19 protein-coding genes are annotated in these 21,441 nt (G+C 27.9%); 13 read left to right on the forward strand and 6 right to left on the reverse strand.

Translation table 11 applies throughout. The annotated features are described in order from the left end of the window. Positions 1 to 72: 72 nt before the first annotated feature. The 3 genes from IC175_RS07105 to IC175_RS07115 all read right to left on the reverse strand — a co-directional run bounded on the left by IC175_RS07105 (position 73) and on the right by IC175_RS07115 (position 6,065). Positions 73 to 5,139 carry a DUF4132 domain-containing protein gene (locus tag IC175_RS07105; RefSeq protein WP_227851351.1) on the reverse strand — a complete coding sequence of 1,689 codons (5,067 nt, stop codon included), beginning with the start codon at positions 5,137 to 5,139 and terminating at the stop codon, positions 73 to 75. A 24-nt stretch (positions 5,140 to 5,163) separates the two neighbouring features. Beyond that, the gene (locus IC175_RS07110) at positions 5,164 to 5,583 is read right to left on the reverse strand and encodes a hypothetical protein (protein WP_227435491.1); all 420 of its coding nucleotides are present in this window, start codon (positions 5,581 to 5,583) and stop codon (positions 5,164 to 5,166) included. Positions 5,584 to 5,813: 230 nt separating this feature from the next. Next, positions 5,814 to 6,065: a hypothetical protein gene (locus tag IC175_RS07115; RefSeq protein ID WP_227435489.1), complete on the reverse strand. Its 252-nt coding sequence runs from the start codon at positions 6,063 to 6,065 to the stop codon at positions 5,814 to 5,816. 88 nt (positions 6,066 to 6,153) lie between these two features. Here IC175_RS07115 and IC175_RS07120 point away from each other — a divergent pair, with 88 nt between their 5' ends. The 11 genes from IC175_RS07120 to IC175_RS07170 all read left to right on the forward strand — a co-directional run bounded on the left by IC175_RS07120 (position 6,154) and on the right by IC175_RS07170 (position 15,705). Next, the gene (locus IC175_RS07120) at positions 6,154 to 6,900 is read left to right on the forward strand and encodes a YkgJ family cysteine cluster protein (RefSeq protein ID WP_227851353.1); all 747 of its coding nucleotides are present in this window, start codon (positions 6,154 to 6,156) and stop codon (positions 6,898 to 6,900) included. 44 nt (positions 6,901 to 6,944) lie between these two features. Then, positions 6,945 to 7,856 carry an MBL fold metallo-hydrolase gene (locus tag IC175_RS07125; RefSeq protein WP_413926965.1) on the forward strand — a complete coding sequence of 304 codons (912 nt, stop codon included), beginning with the start codon at positions 6,945 to 6,947 and terminating at the stop codon, positions 7,854 to 7,856. Between the two features lie 50 nt (positions 7,857 to 7,906). Continuing rightward, positions 7,907 to 8,719 carry a GTP pyrophosphokinase family protein gene (locus IC175_RS07130; protein ID WP_227435483.1) on the forward strand — a complete coding sequence of 271 codons (813 nt, stop codon included), beginning with the start codon at positions 7,907 to 7,909 and terminating at the stop codon, positions 8,717 to 8,719. A gap of 109 nt (positions 8,720 to 8,828) precedes the next feature. Then, positions 8,829 to 9,521 (forward strand): metallophosphoesterase, encoded by a 693-nt coding sequence (locus IC175_RS07135; protein WP_227435481.1) that lies wholly within the window; start codon positions 8,829 to 8,831, stop codon positions 9,519 to 9,521. 86 nt (positions 9,522 to 9,607) lie between these two features. Continuing rightward, positions 9,608 to 10,543: a hypothetical protein gene (locus IC175_RS07140; RefSeq protein WP_227851354.1), complete on the forward strand. Its 936-nt coding sequence runs from the start codon at positions 9,608 to 9,610 to the stop codon at positions 10,541 to 10,543. Positions 10,544 to 10,576: 33 nt separating this feature from the next. Beyond that, positions 10,577 to 11,734 (forward strand): class I SAM-dependent methyltransferase, encoded by a 1,158-nt coding sequence (locus IC175_RS07145; protein WP_227435477.1) that lies wholly within the window; start codon positions 10,577 to 10,579, stop codon positions 11,732 to 11,734. A 151-nt stretch (positions 11,735 to 11,885) separates the two neighbouring features. Further along, the gene (locus IC175_RS07150) at positions 11,886 to 12,446 is read left to right on the forward strand and encodes a 5' nucleotidase, NT5C type (protein ID WP_227435474.1); all 561 of its coding nucleotides are present in this window, start codon (positions 11,886 to 11,888) and stop codon (positions 12,444 to 12,446) included. A gap of 28 nt (positions 12,447 to 12,474) precedes the next feature. Next, positions 12,475 to 12,966 (forward strand): hypothetical protein, encoded by a 492-nt coding sequence (locus IC175_RS07155; RefSeq protein WP_054272357.1) that lies wholly within the window; start codon positions 12,475 to 12,477, stop codon positions 12,964 to 12,966. 234 nt (positions 12,967 to 13,200) lie between these two features. Then, positions 13,201 to 13,752, forward strand: a complete 552-nt coding sequence (locus tag IC175_RS07160; RefSeq protein WP_227435472.1) for a helix-turn-helix domain-containing protein — start codon at positions 13,201 to 13,203, stop codon at positions 13,750 to 13,752. Positions 13,753 to 13,837: 85 nt separating this feature from the next. Then, positions 13,838 to 14,770: a D-aminoacyl-tRNA deacylase gene (locus IC175_RS07165; protein ID WP_227851356.1), complete on the forward strand. Its 933-nt coding sequence runs from the start codon at positions 13,838 to 13,840 to the stop codon at positions 14,768 to 14,770. A 71-nt stretch (positions 14,771 to 14,841) separates the two neighbouring features. Beyond that, on the forward strand, positions 14,842 to 15,705 hold the full coding sequence (locus IC175_RS07170) for an EamA family transporter (protein WP_227435468.1): 864 nt from the start codon (positions 14,842 to 14,844) through the stop codon (positions 15,703 to 15,705). Between the two features lie 484 nt (positions 15,706 to 16,189). Here the strand turns inward: IC175_RS07170 and IC175_RS07175 are convergent, their stop codons facing one another. The 3 genes from IC175_RS07175 to IC175_RS07185 form a co-directional block, all read right to left on the reverse strand. Next, the gene (locus IC175_RS07175; RefSeq protein ID WP_227825099.1) at positions 16,190 to 16,786 is read right to left on the reverse strand and encodes a TIGR04100 family radical SAM protein; all 597 of its coding nucleotides are present in this window, start codon (positions 16,784 to 16,786) and stop codon (positions 16,190 to 16,192) included. A 26-nt stretch (positions 16,787 to 16,812) separates the two neighbouring features. Next, complete coding sequence (locus tag IC175_RS07180) at positions 16,813 to 17,340, reverse strand: TIGR04002 family protein (protein WP_227435465.1); 528 nt, start codon at positions 17,338 to 17,340, stop codon at positions 16,813 to 16,815. A gap of 371 nt (positions 17,341 to 17,711) precedes the next feature. Further along, the gene (locus IC175_RS07185; protein WP_227435461.1) at positions 17,712 to 18,710 is read right to left on the reverse strand and encodes a D-2-hydroxyacid dehydrogenase; all 999 of its coding nucleotides are present in this window, start codon (positions 18,708 to 18,710) and stop codon (positions 17,712 to 17,714) included. 688 nt (positions 18,711 to 19,398) lie between these two features. Here IC175_RS07185 and hadA point away from each other — a divergent pair. Together hadA and hadI are read left to right on the forward strand one after the other, a co-directional pair. Continuing rightward, positions 19,399 to 20,598, forward strand: coding sequence for an isocaprenoyl-CoA:2-hydroxyisocaproate CoA-transferase HadA (gene hadA, locus IC175_RS07190; protein ID WP_227851357.1), 1,200 nt, complete (start codon positions 19,399 to 19,401; stop codon positions 20,596 to 20,598). A 38-nt stretch (positions 20,599 to 20,636) separates the two neighbouring features. Continuing rightward, positions 20,637 to 21,437: a 2-hydroxyisocaproyl-CoA dehydratase activator HadI gene (gene hadI, locus IC175_RS07195; RefSeq protein ID WP_227435457.1), complete on the forward strand. Its 801-nt coding sequence runs from the start codon at positions 20,637 to 20,639 to the stop codon at positions 21,435 to 21,437. Positions 21,438 to 21,441: the final 4 nt, after the last annotated feature.

Here is a 21,441-nt window from a genome sequence, read left to right on the forward strand (position 1 = left end):
TATAGTGTAAAATATATTGGACTTTCTTTAAAAAATTAGAAAGTCCAATATATTTTAGAGATAGTTTTATATTTATAAATTGCTTAAGATACTAGGGTCTTTAATCTTATTATCTTCAGCAAGTAATAATATCTTAGACATAATCTCAGCAGTCTTAGGGTCTTCATCAGCAAATGGAAGGAATATCTTACCTCTACTTTGAGAATGTACAGGAAGTATATTTAAAGCACCCATTCCTTTTTTATGTACAATACCAGAACCCATATGTACAGAATAATCACCTAAATTACCTGCTATAAGAGCATGAGAGCCTTCAAAATTGACATTCTTAATCTTTAATAGCAATAGTAGTTCTTTAGCAATAGCTATACGCATCTCTACAGTAGAGTGGCTTGTCTCAGGGTCAACACCACCAGCATGAGCAACACTTACAACAAGGTCTATATCACGCATAACTTCAGAGAAAAGAATTGGCGGTATAGAAGCTAGTTCTAAGCTTTTATAAGTCTTTCTATTAAAGAATTCTACTGTTTCAATAGTTGGAGGTTCAATGTCTGCTGGTGAAAACCAATCTGCAAGTGCAAACATCTTTGCTACTATATTTTCTTTGTAGAATACTTTTTGTAAACCTTCCTCATAGTCAACAGTCCAAAGTTGATTTCTAAGAAGTGCTACAGTTTTCTTTGGCTGGATTTGATGGCCAGCATATCTACGAGATATAGTTTTTTCAGATAATTCGTCAGCATTTATTCTATAATATTCACGGAACACTTGCTTAAATGGTTGAACAATTTGCTTATCAAATAAGTCATGTTGGAATTCACTCCATTTACCAGATTCAAACAGATGAACTGGATGTGCAAGTTTTAATTTATTTTTTGCAGTTAATCTATAAGGTTCACCAGTTGTATCACAAATAAAGAACTTAGACTTATCATTATATATATATCCGATAGTATCATCACATAGCCAAACTAGATTTTTAACTAAAGGACAAATAACTGGGTTTTTATAAATATTGGAGATTTCCTTAACTGTAAATACTGTTTCATTTTTCATAGCTTGCTCTAAACTTTGTTTTGCACGAGAATACTGACTTTTTAAATCTCTTTGTACTGATTTAAGTTCAAGTACATATGGATGTTTTGCAAGAGTTTTTGGTACACTTTTTAAAGTCTTATCACCTTTTTGGACTTTTATAGATGTTTTTCCTTTTTCATCAACATCTATCCAAAGTGAAGTTCCATCAATATTCTTTGGTTTAAATATATGAGCAACCTCATTTAGTTTTTCCGTTTCAAGAGCCCACATCATACGATTGATATCTTCAAAACCAGCACTTCTAGCTAAGTTTTCCATTGCTATAGCACAAGCCTTTGATTCACTTTCACGACGTTGTGCACCAAATTGTTTACTTTCTTTAGCAAACTTTTGAATAAATTCATAACGGAAAGTTGCTTCTTTAAGGTCTCCTTTTTTCATAGGAAGTAAAGAGAAACTTCTCAATTTATCTTGATTTCTATTTGTTTCAATTTCTTTCATCAGCATATCTTTATCAAGTTTTCCAAGTGTAGCATCAGCATAAAGTTGTGCACGTCTGTGAGAGTTTCCACCACTAGTTATGTATTTAGCTGATTTGTAAAGGAGATTGAATCTTTCTTCTCCAATAGTTTTATATGAATCTAAAAACCAATCCACATCAAATGCTCCATCCATGAAACTCTGTGGTGATATAGGAGAGAATAGAGCAACTTCTGATTCTTTTTGAGCAGAGAAGCCTTCATTTATATGTGCATGGAAATACCAAATTGTACTCTTTAAACCTTTCCAGTTTAAATATTTTTCAATTATATTTACCCATTGAGGAGCATATATAGCAGCTTCTATTAATCTTAATTCAGTAATATCAGTAGTTTTAAGTAATTTTTTTAATTCTTTAGAATTATCTTCTTTAGTAGGATAACAATTTTTAAGTAGAGAACTCAAAACATCTTTTTTTGAATAATTACTACCATATGAATATCCTCTTTGGAAAGTTTCTTTACCAAGAGCAACTAAGATATTTACGAAATAATTCATACCCTCAAAATGTTGTATATTATCAGCTAGATGAGAAACTTCTGTTGGCATATCACCCCTACGTGATTCGATTTCTATAATTCTATTTGTAACTGTTTTTATATTGTTTTCAAGCCATGGATGTTTTTCTAATGTATCACCATCCCATCTAGGATTTGTCAAAATTCGTATTATATTTGTTGCATTGTATCCAGTTACAATTTCTTGATTGATTTGTTCCTCAGTCATTAATCCCAATTCATATGCACGAGCAAATATATCTATATTAGTATAAAATGGGAATTTATATTCTAAAAGTTGATAATTTGCAAATGTAGTATAGAAGAACTTAGTAAAAGAAATATCATCATAAATAAATGAATGTGCCTTTCCAAGCCAATAGTTTAAAATTGGTGCATCTAAAGCAGGGCAGTATTCATTTTGTCTATAGTAGTTTTTAGTAAACTCAACTCTTTGCTTTTTACATTGTTCAGTAGTTAATAGGTTTCTAAGTTTGTAGTATGTATCTAAACAGTATTCAAACATTTCTTTCTGGTCAAATTCATTTAGTAATACTGCAAGTATTTTTCTTGTAAGAACATCAAATTTTAATTTATCTAATTTTGTATATAATTTTTTTTGTTTTTTTTCATCAAGGACATTTGAGTATATAGATGAAAACCAACTTTTTTCTATTTCATGATAAGAGCATGAGCGTATGCTATAAAATAAAATATCAAGGATTATTTTATAATCTAAATTAAGTTTCTTACTAGTTTCTCTCCAAAGTTCAGCTAATGGATAATTATCAATAGTATCCTTATTATTTCCAGTTATATGTTTAATAGGAGTTAGATTATATGTAGAGTAACCTAAAAGTATTTTATCCATATTACCTGACCATCTCTCAACCTCATACTCATAATCTGCATTTTCAATAATAAGTTCATCAAATTTTTCATATACTTTTAATATTTTATTTATATCTACATCGAGAATCTTCTTAGCTTCTTTTTTAGTTGATATAGAAACAGAATCCTCATTAGAAGATAAGCTTAAATTGGAAATAATCTTATTAAGTTTTGATGGAGTAGAGGAATCGTATTTAAAATCAAATTGTTCAGGAATTTGAAGCTTATTTTCAGGATTGTATATCCCAAATCCATTTTCTTTACAATAATCATTTTTTGCTTTACCTAATAAATTATCAATTAATATCTGAACTTGAGATGTATTCTTTTTAGACTTATCAACACTTTCCACTAATGAAATAAGTTTATTGTATAGTTCTTGTCTATCAGTATTGTCTTTTAATAAGTTTACAATTTCAAGTCCTCCAAGACATTTTTGCGAATTTGAAGATTTTATTAGAGAAGAAGCAATATTTTCTAGTTTTGAATCATCTTGTTCAAGTAAAATCTTTATTACTGTTTGTCTGATAGAGCTTGTTTTTAAAGTAAGTAAGTTGTTTATTCTGTCTAACTCTACATCTGATAAGTCAAGTTCTTTAAGTAGACTTAATACAATTTCTCTATTAGAAACACTCTTATCGCTCAAACATTCTAATAAGAAACTACGTTGTTTATCTGTTTTTGGCTCATTTATAAAATTAGCTATAAATGAAGCTCTTAAATCAGAACTCATAAGAAGATAGTTGTCCATTAGAACATCCATAAATTGAGTATTCATATCATATGCTGTTAATGTCATCATGCATCTAAGGATACTGTAAGAAGAAATTTCGACCCAAGACCATGGAAATACACTGCCAGAAAATTCCTTAGTTTTTGAATTTAAAAGTTCTAAAGTATGTTTTAGATTTTCAAATTGTTCCTTTCTAGCATCAAAGTCTTTATTAATAGGAGAATTTGATAAGTCAAAATCAACTTTTTGGTTTTGCCAATTATAGTAGTAACCAACAGAACTTTCTACATAGAAATTTCTAACTACCCATGCAAGTATCTCTAAATCGTCGCCTTTAATATTTTTAGATGCAACAGAGTGTTTAAAATATGTACTTTCTGTATTTGATAAGAAGTAAAGAGCTACAAGTTTTTTGTACTTTTCATCATATGAAAGCAATTTTTCAATAAGAGTGTATGAATCATAGATATTGTAAGTTGCAGCTGCCCATAAACTAAAATAAATTTCAAGGTTATCCTTACTGTTAATTGACTCTATACAAAACTCTTTATCAGTCAATGATTTATATGAAAGTTCTAAGCACTTACGAATTATTCCAGGTTTTTGGTCTGAAAAACCAAGCCCTGTCCATGTATCTAAAGCTCTTATAACAGAACTAAATCTTTCTAAATTGTTATCTAGGATAGTTTTTAACATATAGACAGATGCAGGAATTGTACCTTCGTCTAGGCTTTCTACAATTTGTTGTCTAAGACCTTCTTGTTGCTTAGCAGCCAAAAGAAGTTTAGAAAGCATTTCATAGCATTTTTCACTATGACTTTTCATAATACCAATTATCATTTGTCTAGTAAGTAGGGCAGTTTGATTTTCTCCAAAAATTACTTCTTCTAAAGCATTGATTACATCATCATTTCCATTATCTATTTCTAATGCGATTTTATCACTCATTATATAATCATATTGAAGAACTTTATCTGGAAGTGTAAGATAATCTAATACAGAAAAATCGTAATATATCAAACTCACATAATGTGAAATAAGCCTAATTATACTTCTAAAATAATCTTTAAGTTTATTTGAGCGATACCCTTTACGATAGTATCCTCCTGAATATGTATAATTCATTTTTCTTTTAATTAATTGACAAAGTTCTTCTACTTGCTCAGAAGTAAACATTAATTCTAAAGCATTTTTTAAAGGGCCAGAAAGTAATGTGTCTACACTTTCAATTTCATAGTAATAACAATTATAGTATTTTTTTATCATATCTAAGAATTTATTTTCATCTTTTACATCATAATAGTATGATTCGTCTTTTACACAATCCCAAAGAGCTTCAGTTAAATCGTAATATGGTTTTGAAGAAGATTTAGTAAGATTGTTTTTAAAATCTTCAATTATTTTAGGATTTTTTTCTAATCTAGTACGTTCTGACATTTATGTACCTCCAATTTATTTATTTTAAAACATCCTTCCAGCAAGTAGAGTGAGTCTTATAAAAGTGAATATATCACTATCTTTTAAATTTATAGGAGAATTGAGTTCTTCAATAACATCTTCGTTTATAAGAACTTTATAGATTCCATCTTCAAATGCTTGTAGTGCAACTTCTATAGCTTTTTCTATAGATTGTTTGTTTTCATTGTAGATAGAGCCGAATCCAACTTTTCCAATAGTAGCTTGAGACTCAATATCTTCACTAGTTAAAAAGCTTATTATTGATTTTTCTGGGGTCTTTTCATTATATTCAAGAACATTTTTAGATACAATTTCAGAGATAGCCTCTTTTAGGCAATTGATGTTGTCAGATAAATCAAAGGGGGTAAGTTCTAGCATAGGTCTACGTTTGCCAACAGCTTTAACTCTAAAATAAATTTGCATAAAATCACCTCGCAAAATATTAAGTATTAAGAAACTTAAAAAATTTATCTATTTGTTATATTATATCATTTTGTGAAATATTAGTGTGTATTATGGAATTATTTTACAAAAAATAGAAAAAAAGCTATCTTAAAGTCTAAAAAAGAGATAAAAGATAACTTTTAATTATGAAAGCATATAATAATAACTTGTAGTTATTAAAATTTAATTTAGATGTTTAGTTTTAATAACTATCTTTTTTTATTTATAAATTTTACTCCTAAGTATTTTTTGATATCTTCTTCAGGAGAAAAATCGTCAATAAGGATTTCTTTTCCAGTATCTTCAAATACTACTAGAACTTCACAGTCACCTTGTAAGAAAAATTTTCTGACAGTATCCTCTTTAACTTCTCTAACTTTTATTACATTCTTTTTTTCTTTTTCAAAGTCTTTTGTATAGTAACTTCCCATCATATTAATGATTTTTGTATATCTATTCATAAAATGCCTCCTCATGCGATTAAATTTAAAAAATATGTTATAATAATTGTTTGTATTAACTTAATAATTATAACAAGGAGTAATAATAATGACTAGTATAAAAAATAAAGATATTTTAAATTGTATAGATTATTCCACTAAAAATAAGCTCTTTAATAAATTAAATGATGTATATGAATCTTTACCAACTGGAAATTGTTCTGGTTGTGGTAATTGTTGTATGGAATCGGTAGATATAAATTTAATTGAGTTTTTGAATATATTTTGTTATCTTGAAGATAGAGCGGATTTAAGAAGAAGATGTATAATTAAAATAGTAGACTATTATTTTGAAGAGTATTCTAAAAAAAATTCATGTCCATTCAAAGATGATAATAATAGGTGTTTAATATATGAAGTCAGACCACTAAATTGTAGATTATTTGGACATTGGAAAAAAGAGGACTATAACAAAAATCTAGATAATGTGACTAAGAAAAATAATGCTTATAAAGACTTGATGAAGAGACAACATGGATTTGAAATAAATGATGAAGTGGTAAATTATAGAATAGATTATTGTGAAAGCTTTATTCCAAGTAAAGATTATTTGAGTAAATCTGAGAGATTAAGCTTTTTTGATGAACTTATGATACTAGATTCAAAACTATATTCTAATAGCATTATAGATATAGATTTTAAGGATAGAGGCATAGTTGAATATCTTATAGAATCGCTATTTTACAGAGATTTAGCATATAATGTAAAAATAAGGATATCTAAAGAACCTAAAATAAAAAAAAGAACTATTAATAGAATAAAAAGACTTATTCTACTAGAGTCTTATATTAAATAAATAATAACTTGTAGTATAAATATTGTCAAAATGAGGTGAAGATGGTGAATCTAACAAAAGTAAAAGGAAATACTTTTTTTATAAAAGGTGGTACAAATACAGGAATATATGTGTTTGAGGATAATACAGCACTTATGATAGACCCAGGATTATGTGGTTCGAGGCCAAGAAGAGTAACCAAAGTATTAGATGAAAATAAAATACAAGTTAGATATATTATAAACACTCATGGTCATGATGACCACTATGGGGCATGTAATCAATTTAAAGAATACTATAAAGATGTGTGCGTAATGTCATCAAAATACGATAAGTTATATATAGAAAACCCAGAATTATTTTCAAAGTATATTGTTGGGGGGAAAAGCAATATATTTATGGATAGTATTTTAAAAAGTAAAATGTTAGATGATATAGAAATAGATAAAACTATAGATGCAGGTAGGCTGGAACTAAATAATGAAATGTTTGATATAATTGAATTTCAGGGACATACACCTGGAAGTATAGCTGTTTTAACTAAAGATAAGGTGATTTTTGTGGGAGACCTTTTGATAGGAGATGAAATTCTATCAAAATTCGATTTCTTATTTTTATATGATATACAAGAGCAAATGAACTCGTTAGAAAAGTTAAAAGGTATAGATTTTGAGTATTTGGTTTTGGGACATGGAAAACAAGTGATATCAAAAGAAGATGCTTATAAATTAATAGAAAAGCATTTGAATGCTTTAGAGAAATATTTATACCAAATAAGACAATTACTTGAAAAACCAAAATCTTTAGAAATTTTACTAAAAAATATTATAAATAACAATAATTTAAGCAATAATTATAAAGAGTATCATTTTTTTAAATCTTCATTGATATCTGTTATAAGTTACCTAATTGATTTAGACGAAATAGGGTATATCTTAGAAGATGGAGAATTGCTTTACTATACAAAAACAAAATAAATTATGATAAAATAAAGAAGGTCATAAAAAACAAATAAAGGGTGAGCAATATGGAATACGAAAAATGGAATGAAATACTAGCACCTTATGAACATGCAGTAGAAGAATTGAAAATAAAATTTAAAAATATAAGAAAAGAATATTTAGCAAAAGGCGAGTATTCTCCCATAGAATTTGTCACAGGAAGGACAAAAAAAATATCTTCCATAATATCTAAGTTAAAAAGGCTAAATGCGAAAGATATAGAAACTGAAATTGATGATATTGCTGGTATAAGAATAATGTGCCAGTTTGTTGAAGATATATATTATATAGTTGATTTGATAAAAGTAAGAAATGATATGACTATAATAGGAGAAAAAGATTATATTACAAACTACAAAGATAGTGGTTATAGAAGCTATCATGTTATAATAAAATATCCTATAAACTCAATTGCGGGCTCAAAAGAAATTATATGTGAAATACAAATAAGAACTCTTGCAATGAATTTCTGGGCTACAATAGAACATTCATTAAAATATAAATATGACCATTACATACCTGAGACTCTAGCAGAAAGACTTAGAAGAGCATCTGATGCTGCGTTTCTCTTAGACCAAGAAATGAGTGAAATAAGAGAGGATATAATGAAAGCTCAGGCTATGTATCAAATGAAGTCTATAGCAATTAGAGACACTCTAAATAGAATACAAGAGTTATATGACTTAGGTGATACACATAAAGCTATGCAGTATCAAAGAAAGTTGGATAGAACTGAAACAGACAAAAACATAACCGAAATTTTAGAATTAAAACAAGAAATAGATATGTTATTAGAGCAATATAAGGATAACAAGGTAGATGATAGAGTGGTTCAATAAAGCTACTTATAGAGAAAATTTACTAAATATTAATGGGGCTGCCTCTTAATGGAAAATAATTTCTAAGAAGAGACAGCCTATTTAGTTTAATCAAGGAAGGAATGATGTTATGAGTTTATATGCAATAGGTGATTTACATTTTTCAACATCAGTAAATAAACCAATGAATATCTTTGGTAGTAATTGGGATGGTCATGAAAAAAAGATTATAGATAATTGGAAAGAGGTTGTTACAGAAGAAGATGTAGTATTAGTATTAGGAGATACATCTTGGGGAATTAATTTATCAGAAGCTAAAAAAGATTTAGATATAATAAATGAACTTCCAGGTAAAAAAATACTTATAAAGGGAAATCATGACTATTGGTGGACAACAGTTACAAGTTTGAATAAGCTATATGAAAATATGCGTTTTATTCAAACAAATTTCTATGAATATAGAGAGTATGCAATTTGTGGAGGTAGAGGTTGGATATGTCCCAATGATGTTAAATTTGATGAGACTGATGAAAAAGTTTATAGAAGAGAAGAAAATAGATTAAGGCTGTCATTAGAGTCTGCCCGTAAAAAAGGTTATTCCAAAATAATAGTAATCACTCATTATCCTCCTACAAATGATAGATTAGAGGAGTCTTTATTTACAAAATTATTTGAAGAATATAATGTTGAAAAGGTGATTTATGGTCACTTGCATGGTAAAGAGTCTTTTAAAATGGGTCTAAAAGGAATTAGAAATGGAGTTGAATATATATTAGCATCTTGTGATTATACAGAATTTAATTTAATAAAAGTTCACGATTAAAAAACATAAATTGGTAAATACTATAAGATACATGATTAAAAATAAATATTTGAGGGATTTCGGTTTTGAGAAAGGAGACACGATTTATGAGGTGGATATTAGTTTTTATATTTTTATATCTTATTCCTTTGATAGTGATATTCAGAAATTACAAGAATTTTAAGAGGTCTTGTATCTACAGTAGTATTTATGTAGTATTAGCTACAACAATAATGATAAGTAACATCTATATGAGTGGACTTAATAAGATAAAAGAATCTATGTATTATCATAATTATATTTCTGATGAGACATATGATGAGAAATATGTATCAAATTTTAATGAAAAAGAAGAAGAAGATTTAAAACAAGATAAAAAAAATAGCAAAGAATCAAACAACAAAAAAGTAGATAATAAGCAAGAGAAAAATACACAAAGTACAGAAAATAATAAAGAAGAAAATCAAAAAGATGTAACAAAGAATAATGATTTAGAAAGAAATACTTCAACAAATAGTGAATCAGAAAAACAAGTAAATACTAGAGAAAACAAAGATACTTATACAAGTAAAGAAAATGATAGTGAAGATATAAAAAAAATAGACCTAGAAAGTATAGGAATTTTCAAGAAAGAAATTTATAATATAGAAAGAGTAGCTTTAGTACCAATGAGAGAATGTATACCTTATACTAAGGATATTGCAAAAAATATAACTAAATTATCTAGTATAAAAAAAGATGTTACAAATGCTAGAAATAAGTGTAAAGAAGTTATAGAAGAATATGAGAATATGCAAATCCCAGAACTTTCTAAGGATGAATATACAAAGGTATTAAGTAGTGCTAGAGATGATGTAAAAAAGGCGTATGAACTTAGACAAAAGTCCATGGATAGTGCCTTAAAATTAATAAATACTAAAAGTCCTAAATATATAGGCAAGATAACTGAGTATCTTGATTTATCAGATAAGCAGATAGAAAGTTTTAAAAATAGATTGAATGATTTAAATGAAGAAATAGATGGGTCAAATACTATTGATTAAGAGTTAAAGAGATAAGTTAAAAGGGAGATTAGTATGAATAAGCAGAGTATAGGAAAACTAAATATGTTTTTTATGGGGATTACTCAGAGAAACCTTGAAAATGAAGATTTTTTTATTGAATTAGAAGTAGTTTTTAAATCAGGAAGAAAAGAATTTAAAGGAATTGCAATAGAAGAAGAAGGTAAGTACAAATTTAATTTTAAAGGCAAGTCAGAGTTACATACATTTAGTGAATTGTTAAAAAATATATCTAAAGAAGCGGAAAATTATGATGGGCTAGTATTTAGATATATTGAAAGAGGTACTATTGTCGTAATAGAAGGAGACAATAAAAAAGTAAATGTAAAGTATCTAGATAATAAAGAAGAAGTACCGAAAATAGATGAATTTACAGCATCTCAAATAAAAAACAGAGAGTACTATGTAAAAGTAGGACAAGCAAATGCACTTTTAAAAGAAATTGGAGTACTTACAAAAGATGGTAAAATAAAAAATGATAAAATAAGAAAGTATAATCAAATAGACCACTTTGTGGAGCTTATAGACAATATTTTAAAAGAAATAAAAGACAAAGACTGTATAACAATATTAGATTGTGCTTGTGGTAAATCATATCTAAGTTTTGTACTAAATTTCTATATAAAAGAAGTATTAAAGAAAAACTGTTATTTTATAGGAATAGATTATTCAGATGTAGTTATAGAAGCGTCAAAGAAGATGGCTAAAAACTTAGGCTATAAAAATATGTCATTTATAAAAGAGGATTTAACTAATTATACACCTAATAGAGATGTTGACCTTGTAATAAGCTTACATGCTTGTGATACAGCAACAGATATGGCTATAGGATTAGGAATTAGAGCAAAATCAGAAGCTATAGTAGTAGTACCATGCTGTCATAAGGAGTTATTAGGACAATATAAATATGAAGCTATGGAACCAATATTAAAACATGGAGTATTTAAAGCTAGATTTGCAGACTTAATAACTGATGGTTTAAGAACGTTATTGCTAGAAGGAAATGGATACGATACTTCTGTGGTAGAATACATATCCCCATTAGATACACCAAAAAATTTAATGATAAGAGCAATAAAAACTAAAACAAATAATGAAAAAGCATTAAATGAATATAGAGAACTAAAAACACAATTTGGAGTAGAACCAACTTTAGAAAAACTTATATATTAGTTGAAAATGTAAAATTTACAAAAAGCTTGCTTAAATATGCAAGCTTTTTGGTATTATATAGGTATAGTCATATATATGATTTTGATTTATAATTAAAGCTGTGCTATAATATTTGATTAATAAAATCAATAAATGTTACATGGAGGTAAAAATGAACAAATTAAATATATGTATTGATATAGATGGAACAATAACTAGCCCTTATCATTTTCTTCCATACCTAAATGATATATTCAATAAAAACATTACAGAGTCAGAGTGTATAACTCACAATTGGGAAGAATTATATGGTTCAGGAATAAGGGATGTATATGCAGAATTTAATGATAAGTATGTACATTCATATGATGAAGCAGAAATTGTAGAAGGAGCTATTGAAGTAATAGAGGAATTATCTAAGGGGCATAATTTATCTTTTGTAACAGCTAGACATGAGTGTTTAACTGATGTAACTAAAAACTGGTTAATTAGACAAGGAATTTTAGATATAGATGTTTACTTATTAGGAAGTGATTATAAAGTTGAAAAGGCAAGAGAACTGAGTTGTGATATATTTATAGAAGATAACCCTTTAAACTCAGTCCAATTGGCTGATGCAGGTGTTAAAGTAATACTTTTAGATACTAACTATAATAAAGATATTGAACATCAAAACATAATTAGAGTTAATAACTGGATAGATATTAAAAAGATTATAGAAGAAAGTAATTAAAAGACTTATAATTTGAAAGGGGGAGCATATGATAGATTTAAAACTAGAAAACAGAAAAGGAAAAATTCATGTAAAGAGTAGTGAGATAAAAGACATTTTAGAATTACGTCCAGACTTTGAATATGTACAAGATATATCAAATACTATAAATCAGGAGAATATATTGGTGTTTGATTGTCAATTGACAGGAAATTCTTTTGATATGGATGATTTAGATATAGAAGAAATATTAGAAGAATTGGGTGAGGAAATAGATGAGTCTTATTTCAATGTCTTATTTGAAGATGTAAGAGCATATTTAAAAGATGCTACTGATGAAATAGAAGCAGATTTGCAAGAAAATTACCTATTTGATAATTTGAGATGCTATTTTGATATATATAATATAAATCAAGAATTCACTGATTTTAAGTTTGTATTTTTAGTTTCTTTTAAGGATATAAAAATATCTTCATTAGCCAATCTAGCTAAGATTGTTTCCAAAAGACAACTGATAGGAGCATCTAAGTTTTATAGTTAAAATACAATTTTATGATAGCAAAAGCTAGTAGTCTTGTAAAAACATAGACTTCTAGCTTTTTTATTTGCTTGTTTTTAAAGAAAACTTTAGAATAGTATTTACATTCTTAAAAAAGTATTATATATTAAACATAATGTACAGTATATTGTCTAGAATGTTTTAAAATAAGTTACTGTCTTTAGATAAAATAATTAAATATGCTTATGATTGTATAAGTATAGTCGAGGTGAATTTATGCAGAATTTAAATGAAATAATTGCTGAAAACTTAAAAAAAATAAGGAAAGAAAAACATCTTAGCTTAGATAAAATTTCTCAACTTAGTGGAGTAAGTAAGAGTATGTTGTCTCAAATTGAAAAATGTGAAGTGAATCCAACTATATCTACTATCAAGAAGATAACGAATGGATTAAAAATATCATTTACATCATTGATGGAAAGACAAGAAAGTGAGATAGAATTGGTTGATAAAAAGGATGTAGACCATTTTATTGAAGATGATGGAAAATATGTAAGTTATCCTATATTTCCATTTGATTCCAAGAGAAGATTTGAAATATTTATGATTGAGATAGAAGAGGGTGGAACGTTGGATTCAAATGCGGAACTTCCAGGAACTCAAGAGTTTATTACAGTTTTTAGTGGTGAAATAACTATTAAAATAAATGGAGAGGATTATATTGTATCTAGTGGGAATTCTATAAGATTTAAAGCTGATGTATCACATGTATATAGAAACTCAGGGAGAGGTGTAGCTAAAATAAGTATGGTAGTATATTATGTATAATAATTGAATGGAGTATATAGTAATATTTAGATGATTTTAAGTAGGAGAGTATATAATATTTAAATAATAGGAGTGTGATTTATAGATGAATAACAAAAAAGCAGTTTTCTTCTTTTGTAATAGTTTAGATAAAGACCCAGTGGCTAAAAATGTAATTAACTGTTGTGAGGAAGTAATGGATTTAAAGCAGACTGATATTATTGTTGATGATAACTTTGTATTAGAATTTATAGATAAAAACAATAACCTATTCCAGTTTGTAAAAACGGAAAATGTAATAAGTCATGATTATAAATATTATCTGCCAATTTTAAATAAGTATTTCAAAGATTTTGATTTTGCAGGAGTTGTGAATTGGCATGAAGGAGAGAATGCTCCAGAAAATATTCTAACAGCTCATACTATTGGAGATGTACCAACAGGCGAGTTTGGAAATTCAAATCCAAAATATTTTAGAAACTTAATTAATGCAATTGAAGATATAAAAAATGAAAACTCCCTTGATGAATTCACTACATTAACAGAAGCAACTCACTGGTCTGGAACTACATATGGTGAAGTAGCTAAATTAATTACAGAATATTCTGTACCTATGTTAGATATTGAGATAGGAAGTAATAGTAATAGTTTTAATAATAAGACAGCAATACAAGTATTATCGAAGTCTCTAATTAGAGTATTTGATAGTGATGAGCCTATAAAAACTTTACTGTGTGTAGGAGGAGTTCACTTTGAAAATTCTTTTTCAGACATTATAAAAAATGGAGAATACAATATATCAATTGGGCATGTATTACCAAATCAATGGATTGTAAGTGGAATGTATGATAATGAAGATGGATTTGAAAAATTAGAAAAGTGTGTAGACAGTATTGATGGTGGAATTGATGGTATAGTTTTTCATGATAAATTAAAGGGGACTTATAAAGAACAATGTCGTAAGTTAGGGGAAAAGCTTAAGGTACCTGTATTTAAACATAAGATATTGAAAAACCCAAAAAATTTGCCTATATGGTAGATTTGATTTATAATAATGAGATTTAGTAAGTATATTCAGTAATTCAGATTAATTTTTAAGTGAGGTCAAAAATGATAATATCTTATTTTGCACTATTAATTAGAGTAGTGCTGTTAGCCTTTGAAAGAGTAGTTGTAAGATTATTAGGTGATGAGGAAGGCGATATTTATAAAAATATAGCTTCATCATTTTTATTTTTCTTTATAGGTGGAGTATGTTTACTACCATTTAGTATAATGAGTAAGGTTGGAGATTGGTCCTTTTTAATACCATGCTATATAAGTAGCTTAGTTTATTCGATTGGGTCAGTAGCATATGTAACATCTCTAGCAACTGGTGAAGTTTCACTTGTAACTCCAATAAACAGTTTAAACTCACTATTTCTATTGCTTTTATCAGTTGTATTTTTAGGCGAAAGTTTTAGTTTAGCAAAAGTTGCAGGAATTATAATTATGATAGGTGGAGTATTTATATTAAAAAATGTAAGTTCTTTATTAAAAAATGCATCTGCCATTCTAAATAATCTACCATGTAGATTGATGTTTTTGTACATATTTTTTCAATCAGTAGGAAGGGTATTAGATAAGGCATTTTATGTTCAAGTATCTCCTATACTATATTCAACGATACTTTACTTTTTTGTTGGATTAAATCTATTTGTCTTTTTAGCATTTAAAAAGAAACAAAGAGTAATCTATGAAATATTTAGTAATAAGAAGGGACTTTCAATTTTAAGTGGTGCTATTAATGGATATTCTTATCTAGCATTATTAATTGCTTTAAATAATTTAGAACTCAGTATAGCAGAACCATTTTCTCAAGTTTCTATGATAATAACCTTAATACTTGCTCACTTTATATTTAAAGAAAATATCAAGGAGAAAATACCAGGTTCAATTCTTATATTAATTGGTGGATGGTTGTTATTGCTTTAATTGATAAATCAGAGAGATGATGGAAGTCTATAAAGGGCTAGATAAACAAAAATGTGATGGGGTAAAACATGTTGTAGCTGGTGCAGAGAATTTGCACCAGCTCAGACTTTAGACAAACTATATATTAATATTTTCTGACTTTTCATTGTGCTTATTATTCAATGCTTCAGACTATAATTTCCATACCATCATAGGGAAAGGAAATATTATCAAGTTTTTTCTCTAATTCACTACTTTATATTTTTTCTATTTTTTATGTATTTTCTTAAAAAGTTTTCTGGCCTTGTTAGACATAGTCATATTTCTTCTGACTTACATGTGGGTTATAGCAAAGAATGATTCTGTTATCAAGAAAGGTATTAAAAGTAATAAAACATTAACTAAATAGATAATATTTTATTACGTTATTTTAAAGACCCACCTATAGTTAACTATTTTCATATGTCAACTTTGTATTAAGGTTTTAAATACTAATTTATAATTGTTAGTTTTTATGTCTAACTCTAAGTGGTATATCAAGTTCTTTTGCTAATTGTTTAGATTCTTCTATTTCCTCTGGAGATATTTCATCTACTACTGAAAAGGCAACTTCTTTTATATATTCTTTGCAATCTTTTGCAAAATCTAACATGTAGTCAAATGATTTTTCTCCAAACTTTGGTTGAGTAACTCTATTATAAGCTTCTTTATTTGGAGCATTAAGACTTATTGATACTGCATCTATCACATCTTTTAACATAATAGCAGTTTTTTTATTGTGTATTAAATCACTTAGACCATTTGTATTTATTCTTGTTTTGATATTACTTTTCCCTTTTACAAATTTAGCAACTTCTATTAATTCATTTATTCTCATTAGTGGTTCACCATATCCACAAAATACAATTTCATCATATTCATCTAAATTATATTTGCCAAAGGCTTCTTTTACTTCATTAATACTTGGTTCGTGTTCTAACCATAAGCTACCACTATTTGCTACTTCATCTTTTTCATTTCTTATGCAAAACACACAGCTACATGGACATGTATTAGTTATATTTACATAGATACTGTTTTCAATTGTATATAAGATATTCATAATTTTCCCTCCATAAATTTAAGTATTTAGTTAAAATAACGTCTTTTAAAATCAAGTTTATCAAGTGCTATCCCTAGAAGTACAAACACAATAAAGCTTCCTATTGGCTGTAACAAACCAAGTAAACTCATTACAAAAGCACTTGTAAAGCTTCCAATAATTATTCCCTCAGCAAACATATATAAAACTAGACCTACTATGCCTGCTACAAATGAAGCAATTATATTTCGTTTATTTATTATCTTGTCACTTTTAGAAGTGAAAAATAATACGAGTATTGGCTTTATAATTATAGTTGGTATTACCCATATTGCAGCTCCTGTAGATAAATCAGCTAGACCAGCGCCTATTGCGGAGGCTGCTATAGCATAGTTTGTTGGTAAAATAGTTGCAGCTAGATAAATAAAGGCATCTCCTATATGAACATATCCATTGTTTCCTCCAACTGGAATATGTAATATATAAGCTATTGTCAAACATATTATAGACGCAAATAGCGCTGAAGTGACGATACAGGTCGTCTTTTTAGAAGTAGCTTTATTCATTTTTTCCAATATAATCCCTCCTCAAAAATCCCAAACTAGTATTCTTGTAATGTTTTCTTATAAATATATTAATATTAATCATACAATTTTCATAGTTTGTTTGGTATTTTTCTGGTAAAAAGTGAATTGTACCCATTCAAAGTCTTTTGATGGAAAAGTAGATTGTAATTAGGATAATTTAATAGGATAATTAGAAAGGTTGTTGTAAATTTGATATAAAATATAACAAATAGTAGGTGTATACAAATAATATAAAATAAGAAAAATAATATAAGAGAGTCATACTCAATGTATATTGAATAGACTCTCTTATATTTGGGAAATTAAAGGCTATTTTGTTAGATAATAGCTAATTAATGAAAAAATATATTTATAAAATACTAATTTACTCTATTAGCAGCAGTTCCTGTGCTTATAACATCTACAGCACTACTTAAACTAGAATAAACTATATTTTCTATCGCTGTACTAGTGAAGAATCCAAGGTGATGAGTAAATATAACTTGCTCCATAGAAAGAAGTTTGTTGATTTCTGGGTCAGTTAATTCACCTGGGTTCATTTTTTTATTTAAGAATAATCCTTCAGTTTCAAATGTATCAAGGGCAGCAGCTCTTATTTTTCCAGCTTCTAGTGCTTCTATTAAGTCCCCTGTCTTAATTAAACCACCACGACCAGTATTTACTATGTAAGCGCCATCCTTCATTATAGCTAAAGTATCTTTATTTATCATATGTTTTGTTCCTTCAAGTAAAGGAGTATGTAATGTTATAAGGTCAGCTTCTTTAAGAAGGTCTTCTAAAGAATCTTTATAAGTTAATATATCATTTAAATCTTTATTTGGATATTGGTCAAATGCAATTACATTAGCTCCTAAGCCTTTGAATAATTTGGCAGAAGTAGCACCTATTTTTCCTGTACCTATAACACCAACTGTGATAGATCTAACTTCTGTTCCAAGAAGTTCAGCTATCCAACGATAGTCACCTTCACAGACTTTTTTCTTTACTAAAGGAGTCTTTCTTAAAAGGTTCATAGCTTGAGTAACAGCTAATTCAGCTATTGCATTAGGTGAATAAGAAGGAACATTTGTAACAATAAGTCCATTTTCATTAACTAAACCAAAATGTATCATGTCCATCCCTGCAGTTCTTGAAGCTATAACTTTAACCCCAGCATCTTTTAAAGTTTCATAAATATAAGGGTTATCTATATAGTTAGTTTGTTGTATAGATATACCATCATATCCTTTAGCTTTTACTACATTTTCTTCAGTCATGTTTTCAGGATAAATATCCACTTGAACATCCTTATGTTCTTCAGACCATTGTTTTATTACTGGTTCTTCATAATCGCGTGCTCCAAATACTAGTATTTTCATATCAATACCCTCCTGTAATTATTAAATTATATGGTAATTTTTCATTTAGAAATAATATGTAGCAATATAAGGTTATATTTTTATACAAAATTTTTAAGGTTAAAAATTTAGTTTTGAAATTGTTTTCCCTGTGTTATTTTGATATTTAGTTATTTTTTATTTAAGATAATAATTGCTCTAAACATTTATCAAAGAAATTGTTATTTTTTAGATTAAATATTATTAAAAAATTATCTAAGTTTTAAATTAGTTAACTAATCAATTGATTAATTACAATGATAGCATGTGTTTTTGAGTTTAGCAATGAAAATTTTTTTTGAAAAGTCAAGCTTTTTCATAAAAAAATATATAAAAAAAACTTTTAAAGGCATAAAAAAAATGGCAAAATGCTATGGAGAGTTGCATGATGCCACGATATGAAATTAATAATGCAATTGTATATTGTTAAAAAACATTCAAATCAAGCGATATTTTGCTTAAATATAAAGTTGGCACGATAAATGCTTAACAATATAGGTGTAAGACAATAAAAAATATAAAAAATAATCATTTATAACTTTTAATAATTTTATAAGTTATCTCAATAAGATTAGGAACTTTGACATCAAATAGTTAATATCAGAAAAAAGTACTTTATATGTGATTTAATTGAATTTTTATAATTGATACTATTAAGGAGGAAAACGTTATGCTTTTAGAAGGAGTTAAGGTAGTAGAACTTTCAAGTTTCATCGCAGCACCATGTTGTGCAAAAATGTTAGGTGACTGGGGTGCAGATGTTATTAAAGTTGAGCCTATAGAAGGTGATGGAATAAGAGTTATGGGTGGAACATTTAAATCTCCAGCATCAGATGATGAAAACCCTATGTTTGAATTAGAAAATGGAAATAAGAAGGGTGTAAGTATTAATATAAAATCAAAAGAAGGAATAGAAATATTACATAAATTAATATCAGAAGCAGACATATTTGTAACTAATGTTAGAGTTCAAGCATTAGAAAAAATGGGTATAGCTTATGACCAAATAAAAGATAAGTATCCAGGACTAATATTTGCTCAAATATTAGGATATGGTGAAAAAGGACCTTTAAAAGATAAACCAGGATTTGACTATACTGCATACTTTGCAAGAGGAGGAGTTAGCCAATCTGTAATGGAAAAAGGGACATCTCCAGCAAATACAGCAGCAGGATTTGGTGACCACTATGCAGGTTTAGCATTAGCAGCAGGAAGTTTAGCAGCATTACATAAAAAAGGAAAAACTGGTGTAGGTGAAAGAGTAACAGTAAGTCTTTTCCATACAGCTATATATGGAATGGGAACAATGATAACAACAGCACAATATGGAAATGAAATGCCTTTATCAAGAGAAAATCCAAACAGCCCATTAATGACTACATATAAATGTAAAGATGGAAGATGGATTCAATTAGCTTTAATACAATACAATAAATGGTTAGGCAAATTCTGTAAGGTTATAAATAGAGAATATGTATTAGAAGATGATAGATACAACAACATAGATTCAATGGTTAATCACATTGAAGATTTAGTTAAGATAGTTGGAGAAGCTATGTTAGAAAAAACATTAGATGAGTGGTCAGTTTTATTAGAAGAAGCAGACTTACCATTTGAAAAAATCCAAAGCTGTGAAGATTTACTAGATGATGAACAAGCTTGGGCAAATGACTTCTTATTTAAGAAGACATATGATAGTGGAAATACAGGTGTTTTAGTTAATACTCCAGTTATGTTTAGAAATGAAGGAATAAAAGATTATACACCAGCACCAAAAGTAGGGGAACATACTATAGAAGTATTAAAAACTTTAGGATATGACGAATCAAAAATAAATAACTTAAAAGAAGATAAAGTTGTAAGATACTAATTAGTATTTCTAGATTTTGGGAAAGGAGAATACTAAAGATGTATACAATGGGATTAGATATAGGTTCAACTGCATCAAAGGGAGTAATTTTAAAAGATGGAGAGGATATTGTGGCTTCAGCTACGATATCTTCTGGTACTGGGACTACTGGACCATCAAGAGTTTTGGAAAAATTATACAGTGAGTCAGGTCTTGGAAGAGAAGACATTGAAAAAATAGTAGTTACAGGATATGGGAGAATGAAATATTCTGATGCTGACAAACAGATAAGTGAGTTAAGTTGTCATGCTAGAGGAGTAAACTTCATAATTCCAGAAACAAGAACCATTATTGATATAGGTGGTCAAGATGCTAAAGTACTAAAGCTAGATAAGAATGGAAGATTACTAAACTTTCTTATGAATGACAAATGTGCTGCAGGTACAGGAAGATTTTTAGATGTAATGGCAAAAATAATAGAGGTTGATGTATCTGAACTCGGAAGTATATCTATGAATTCTCAAAATGAAGTATCAATAAGTAGTACATGCACAGTGTTTGCAGAATCTGAAGTTATATCACACTTATCAGAAAATGCAAAAATTGAAGATATAGTAGCAGGTATTCACACTTCAGTAGCAAAGAGAGTTTCTAGCCTAGCAAAAAGAATAGGAGTACAAAGAAACGTAGTAATGGTTGGTGGAGTTGCCAGAAATAGTGGAATTGTAAGAGCTATGGCAAGAGAAATCAATACAGAAATTATTGTACCTGATATACCTCAATTAACTGGTGCTTTAGGAGCAGCATTATATGCTTTTGATGAAGCAAAAGAATCACAAAAAGAAGTGAAAAATATATAAAAAG

The sequence above is a fragment of the Clostridioides sp. ES-S-0123-01 genome (assembly GCF_020658415.1).
GTDB lineage: Bacteria > Bacillota > Clostridia > Peptostreptococcales > Peptostreptococcaceae > Clostridioides.